The 5,697-nt window shown below is 71.7% G+C and carries 8 protein-coding genes; 7 read left to right on the forward strand and 1 reads right to left on the reverse strand.

The annotated features are described in order from the left end of the window. The first annotated feature begins 32 nt into the window (after positions 1 to 32). Positions 33 to 650, forward strand: coding sequence for a response regulator transcription factor (locus Q0288_RS04845; RefSeq protein WP_299428007.1), 618 nt, complete (start codon positions 33 to 35; stop codon positions 648 to 650). A 26-nt stretch (positions 651 to 676) separates the two neighbouring features. On the opposite strand, the gene Q0288_RS04850 is transcribed toward Q0288_RS04845, so the two are convergent. Further along, positions 677 to 1,093: a hypothetical protein gene (locus tag Q0288_RS04850; protein ID WP_299428010.1), complete on the reverse strand. Its 417-nt coding sequence runs from the start codon at positions 1,091 to 1,093 to the stop codon at positions 677 to 679. A gap of 83 nt (positions 1,094 to 1,176) precedes the next feature. Between Q0288_RS04850 and Q0288_RS04855 the strand changes: the two genes are divergently transcribed. The 6 genes from Q0288_RS04855 to Q0288_RS04880 form a co-directional block, all read left to right on the forward strand. After that, a complete protein-coding gene (locus Q0288_RS04855; protein ID WP_299428013.1) occupies positions 1,177 to 1,689 on the forward strand; it encodes a sulfocyanin-like copper-binding protein in 513 nt (170 codons plus the stop codon). A gap of 170 nt (positions 1,690 to 1,859) precedes the next feature. Then, positions 1,860 to 2,168, forward strand: a complete 309-nt coding sequence (locus Q0288_RS04860; protein WP_299428016.1) for a hypothetical protein — start codon at positions 1,860 to 1,862, stop codon at positions 2,166 to 2,168. 70 nt (positions 2,169 to 2,238) lie between these two features. Next, entirely contained in the window at positions 2,239 to 2,886 is a 648-nt protein-coding gene (locus tag Q0288_RS04865) for a hypothetical protein (RefSeq protein WP_299428018.1), read from the forward strand. Beyond that, a complete protein-coding gene (locus Q0288_RS04870; protein ID WP_299428021.1) occupies positions 2,883 to 3,980 on the forward strand; it encodes an ABC transporter permease in 1,098 nt (365 codons plus the stop codon). The genes Q0288_RS04865 and Q0288_RS04870 overlap by 4 nt, the downstream gene beginning before the upstream one ends. Before the next feature lie 3 nt (positions 3,981 to 3,983). Then, the gene (locus Q0288_RS04875; RefSeq protein ID WP_299428024.1) at positions 3,984 to 5,102 is read left to right on the forward strand and encodes an ABC transporter permease; all 1,119 of its coding nucleotides are present in this window, start codon (positions 3,984 to 3,986) and stop codon (positions 5,100 to 5,102) included. Then, positions 5,099 to 5,697 (forward strand): ABC transporter ATP-binding protein (locus tag Q0288_RS04880; RefSeq protein WP_299428027.1); only part of this gene is annotated, 599 nt, incomplete at its 3' end. The genes Q0288_RS04875 and Q0288_RS04880, both read left to right, overlap by 4 nt.

The raw sequence follows: 5,697 nt of genomic DNA on the forward strand, positions 1-5,697 counted from the left end.
GCGAGGCGACCCGGAGCACGGTCTGAGGGCGGGTGGGAGTGGCCTTGGTCACGCTGGCGGTGGTGAGCCAACGGCCCCTGCTGCGCCTCGGACTGAACGCGCTGCTGGGCACCGCGCCGGGCCTCGAGGTGCTGCCCGAGGGGGCCGACCAGCAGCAGGCCCAAGTCTTGCTCCTGGACTCGGCCCTGCCCGACCTCGAGGCCCTCCTCGAGCAGGGGCGTTCGGCCTCCTTCCGGGCGCTGGTGGTGGCCCCCGTGGACGACGCGGCGGAGGCCGAACGCCTGCTGCACCGGGGTGCCAGGGGTTACGTCCCGCTGACCTCGCCCCTGCCCGAGCTGGTGGAGTGCGTGCTCGAGGTCGCGCGCGGGGAGGTCGGGCTGCCCGCCCGCCTCAACAAGCTGCTCCTGTCGCGCATGGCCGGGGCCGACCTTAAGGCCCCGCTGGAGCCGCTCTCAGAGCGGGAGCATGAGATCCTGGGCCTGCTGTGCCAGGGCCGCTCCAACAAGGCCATCGCCCAGAAGCTCTACCTGAGCGTGCGCACCGTGGAGGGCCACCTGGCCAACCTCTACGCCAAGCTGGGGGTGAACTCCCGCACCCAGGCCGCGCTGGCGGGTCTCGCCCTCCGTCCGGGCGAGGCCGCGCCCAGGTAGGTGCACCCCGCACAGGCCCCTCACTCTCACCCCCGTCCCCTCGCCCCGCTCGCGCCGGGGCGCTCCTGGTAGAGCTCGCACAAGCGCTCCGCACGCATCAGGCTTCTTCCCGCAGCACCCCGGTGTTTGCGGCACCGGGGCCTTTGCCGGGTGGCGGCATGACCACCCAGGCCGGGGCCGCCCCACCGCCCGCCGCCCGAGGCCCGAAGAAAATCTGCCGATCTGGTCACTCCCGGACGGCCCGAACCTTCCTTAAGACGGCGTGAGGCCGCCGCGAGTTGGGTGAGCCGAGACTTTACCGAAACTGAACGGGGCCGGGCTAGCTTTGGCCTGGCCGGGGGCTCGCGGGGAGAGGGCGGAGGGGCCTCACAAGCCATCCGCTCGCGGGGCGGCGACGGCCCCGAGGAAGCATCCACGGCGTGCCCCGAGAAGCGCGGGCGCACAACCCCCACCCCGGTCACCCCGAGGCCCTTGGCCGTTTCGGCCTCGGGGCAACTGTGCGAACGGCCTACAGGAGCAATGACCCATGACTCGAGGTTTCTGGCTTTCTTCCCTCGGCCTTCTGGCCCTGGCCGCCGCCCCGCTGGCCACGGCCCAGACCTACGTCGCCAACCAGGCCGCCCAGAAGACCGCCGTACTGACGGTGGTGGCGGGCTCGGACAACGCCAACGGCGGGCTGAACTTTAACGGCGGGGTGCGGGGCAGCAAGACCTTCGTGGTTCCGCTCGGCTGGAAGGTCGAGCTGCGCTTCCGCAACAACGCCATGGCCCCGCACAGCGTGATCGTGATCAACAGCGGCCCGATCCCCTCCGGCCTCACCCCCGGCCTGGCGGCCTTCCCCGGTGCGGCGGGCCGGAACCTCGCCCAGGGTTTCGGCATGAACATGGGCGGGGGCAGCGCCCCCGACGACACCCTGCGCTTCACCGCCAGCAAGGCCGGGAAGTACACGATTGCCTGCGGGGTTCCCGGACACGCGGTGGCCGGACAGTACATCGGCCTGGAGGTCTCCGCCAGCGCCACAGAGGCCAGCTTCAGGTGATCCGCAGCCGCCTTCCCTGGCCGACCCCCGCTCCGCGCGGGGGTATCGGGCTGGGGCAGGTAGAATTACCCGCCCCCCGACCGTGGAACTTCGCTGTCGCCCTGGCTGCCGGGGCGCTACCCTGAGGGTGCATCGGTCGAAGACCGTGCACAACGAAAGGAGAAAAGTATATGTTAGCAACTTCGGTAGTCTTAGGCATCTGGCTGGTTCTGTCGGCGTTTATCTTCGGGCTGGGTGGAGCCGCTTTCTGGTCAACAATCCTGTTCGGGGTTTTGGCTGCGGGGCTGGCCTACTTTACCGGCCTGGGCAAGGGGCGTTTCTACGCCGTCGCGGCGGTAGGGCTGGTTCTGGTGATCGCCTCGTTCTTCTCGGGCGGCGGAGCCCTGTTGTGGAGCAGCCTGATCACAGGCGGGATTCTGGCCATCGGCGGTTACCTGGAGGCCAGCGCCCCCGAGGCGCAGAACCCCCATGCCCACTAAGCCCGCCCGCTGTCCGCAGGGGGAGCCCGGCTGAACCGGCTCCCCCGCTTTTTCCGAGAAGAGGCCAGCCATGAACCCCCAGACCCCCACCCCGACCCCGGTGCTGGTGATCGGAACCCTGGGCGAACTGAGCCAGGGCTTTAGCCCGGCCTACCTTGGACGGCTGGTGCGACTGGTGCAGTCGCACCGGCCCGAGCTGCTGCTGGCGGAAATCCCGCTGGAATCCTTCGAGCAGGGCGACCCGGCGATGCCGCCGGAGTACAGCCAGGGACTGCTCCCGCTGGGGCGGTCGAGCGACACCGTGGTGGTTCCGGTCGGAACTCCCCCCACCCAGGCCCTCTTCACCCCCAGGGGCGGGGCTCTTTTGGGCCTACGCCGGAGCCTGGTGAGGGGCATCAACGGGCTGCTGGTCAGGCTCCAGGGGCACTCCCCCGCCTGGATGAACGGCAGGGCCTACGGGATGGTCTGCGACCGCCTCTGCCACCTGACCGAGCTGCTGTGCGGGGGCAGCGCCCGCCGGGAGTGGGCCGCGCAGAACAGCCGCCTGCTGACCCGCGTTCTGAGCGCCATCCGGCGCGATCCGGGGCGGCGGGTGGTGGTCACGCTGGACTGCCGTCGTCGGCACTCGCTGCTGCGGGCGCTGCGGAAACAGCCCGAGCTGCGCCTGGTCACCGCCTTCGCCGCCGACGGCGGCCCGGACACCCGGAGGCACCCATGAGGCTGGCCGCCCGCGACCTGTTGCGTAACCCGACCCGCCTGCTGCTGAGCCTGGCCGGGGTGGCCCTGGCCCTGCTGCTGATCCTGCTGCTGGACGGGCTGGTTCGGGGGATGCAGCGGCAGATCACGGTGTACCTGGCGAACACCCCCGGCAGCGTGGTGGTCACCCAGGTGGGGGCCGACAACCTGGCCACGGTGAACTCGCTGCTGCCGCTGGGCATCGAGGAGGACGTGCAAAGAGTGCCGGGGGCCGGGAAGGTCATCCCCGTCCTGAGCCAGAGCGTGTTCTTCGAGCTGCACGACAAAAAAATCTTCGCCTACCTGGTCGGCTACGACCCCGCCAAGGGCGGCGGCCCCTGGCGGCTGGCCCAGGGGCGCGAGCCCCGGCAGCGCCTCGAGGTGGTGGTGGATCAGGCCCTGGCCCGGCTGCACGGGGTCGAGGTGGGCCAGGCCATCGAGGTGGGGGGCTACCGCTTCCGGGTGGTGGGCCTGTCGGCGGGCACCAACTCCTGGATGACCACCTTGGTCTTCGTGCAAAAGAGTGAACTCGAGCGCTACCTGCTGGTTCCCGGCCTGACCAGTTTTCTGCTGGTGGAGCCCACAGACGGGGTCTCACCCTCGGCCTTGAGGGAACGGCTGGGGGGGCTAGCGGGGGTGGCGGCCTGGCTCAAGCCGGAGCTGATGGCGGGCGACCTGCGCATCTACGAGGGGTTTTTCCAGCCCCTGCGGCTGATGCGGGGCATCGCCTTCGCGGCGGGGGTGCTGGCGGTGGGGATGGTGGTCTACACCGCGACCCTCGAGCGGCGGCGCGAGTACGGGGTGCTCAAGGCCATCGGGGCCAGCAACCCCCGGCTCTACGGGCTGGTGCTGGCCCAGGCGCTGGTAACGGCCCTGCCGGGGGCGCTGCTGGCGGTGGGGGCGGCCTACCTGGTGGCCGGGCTGGTGATGCGGCTGCGCCCGCAATTCCTGCTGGTGCTGGAGCCCAGCGCCGTCCTGGTGGCGCTCTCCAGCGGCGTGGGGATGGCCCTGCTGGCGGCCGTCGCCCCGGCCTGGGTGGTGGCCCGGCTGGCCCCCGCCGAGGTCTTCAGGGGGTAGCCGGTGCTGCTGCTGGCTTGGCGCAACCTGACCCACAGCCGCACCCGGCTGTGGGTCTCGGCGGGCGGGGTGGGGCTGGCCCTGACCCTGGTGCTGGCCCTGGATGCCATCGTCAACGGGGTCGAGCACCAGCTCGCGGCCTACATCGAGCGCTCCGGGGCCGAGGTCTGGGTGGCCCAGCCGGGGGTGCGCAACCTGCACATGGTGGCCTCCACCCTGCCCGCCGGTGTGGCGGCAGAGGTCGCGGCGGTGGCAGGGGTGGCCGCAGTCACGCCCCTGCTGTACACCAGCCAGAACGTCCAGATGGGCCGCGACAACCGCTTCAGCTACGTATTCGGGCTGCCCCCCGGTGCCGCGATGGGCGGCCCCTGGCGGGTGGCGGCGGGCAAGACCCTGCCGGGGCCGGGCGAGGCGGTGGTGGATGCCCGGCAGGCCCGCGACTCGGGGGTGGGGCTGGGAGACGGCGTGCGCATCTTCGGGCGGCGCTTCCGGGTGGCGGGGCTGTCGGAGGGCAGCTCGAGCCTCACCAACGGCGTGGTCTTCGTGGCCCAGGCCGACTTCGCCCGCTTGCGCCGCACCAAGGGCAGCCTGAGCTACCTGCTGGTGCGGGTAGCGCCGGGACAGTCCCCGGAGGCGGTGGCCCGGCGCATCGAGGACGGGGTGAGGGTGAGCGCCCTCTCCACACGGGAGTTCGCCCGCCAGGAGCGCAAGGTGGTGGGGGACATGGGGGCCGACGCGATCCGCCTGATGAACCTGATGGCCTTCCTGATCGGCCTGTCGGTGCTGGCCCTCAGCGTCTACACCGCCACCCTGTCGCGCCGAACCGAGTTCGGGGTGCTGAAGGCGGTCGGGGCGGGCAGCGCCCAACTGGTGGGGACGGTGCTGGCCCAGGCGCTGTACAGCGTGGCGGCGGGGCTGCTGCTGGCGGGGGCGGTGAGCTTCCTGGTGCTGCCCCTGGTGCTGCCCTGGCTGGGCTTCGACCTGCCCCTACAGCCCACCCTGGCCTCGGTGCTCAAGGTCGCCCTGGCGGCGCTGGGCATCGGCGGGCTGGCGGCGGTGATCCCGGTGATCCAGATCGCGGGCCTGGACCCGGCGGCGGTCTTTCGCGGAGGTGAGCGGTGAACACGAAGGCGACCTTGCGGGTCGAGGGTCTGACCAAACGCTACGGCAGCGGGGCCGCCCAGGTAGCGGCGGTGAAGGGGGTCTCGCTCGAGGTGGCCCCCGGCGAGGTGGTGCTGATCATGGGGCCGTCGGGCTCGGGCAAGACCACCCTGCTATCCATGCTGGGGGCGCTCCTGCGGCCCAGCGAGGGCCGCATCTGGCTCAACGGGACGCTGCTGACCGCCCTCTCCGAGCGCGAGCTGCCCCGCTTCCGCCTCAGCGAGTTCGGCTTCGTGTTCCAGGACTTCAACCTGCTCTCGGCCCTGAGCGCCCTCGAGAACGTGGCGCTGGTGGCCGAGCTGGCCGGGGCGCGGCGGGCGGAGGCCCGCGCCCGCGCCGCCGCGCTCCTGAGCGAGCTGCGCCTGGGAAAGCGCCTCCAGGCCCTGCCCTCTCAGCTCTCCGGCGGCGAAAAACAGCGCGTGGCCGTGGCCCGCGCCCTGGTCAACGACCCCTCCTTGATCCTGGCCGACGAGCCCACCGCCAACCTCGACTCCTCCACCGGGCACGAGGTCTCGAGGCTGCTGCGCCAGATCGCCGAGGGGCGGGGCAAGAGCGT

It is taken from the genome of uncultured Meiothermus sp. (assembly GCF_937863175.1).
In the GTDB taxonomy this organism is placed as follows: Bacteria; Deinococcota; Deinococci; order Deinococcales; family Thermaceae; genus Meiothermus.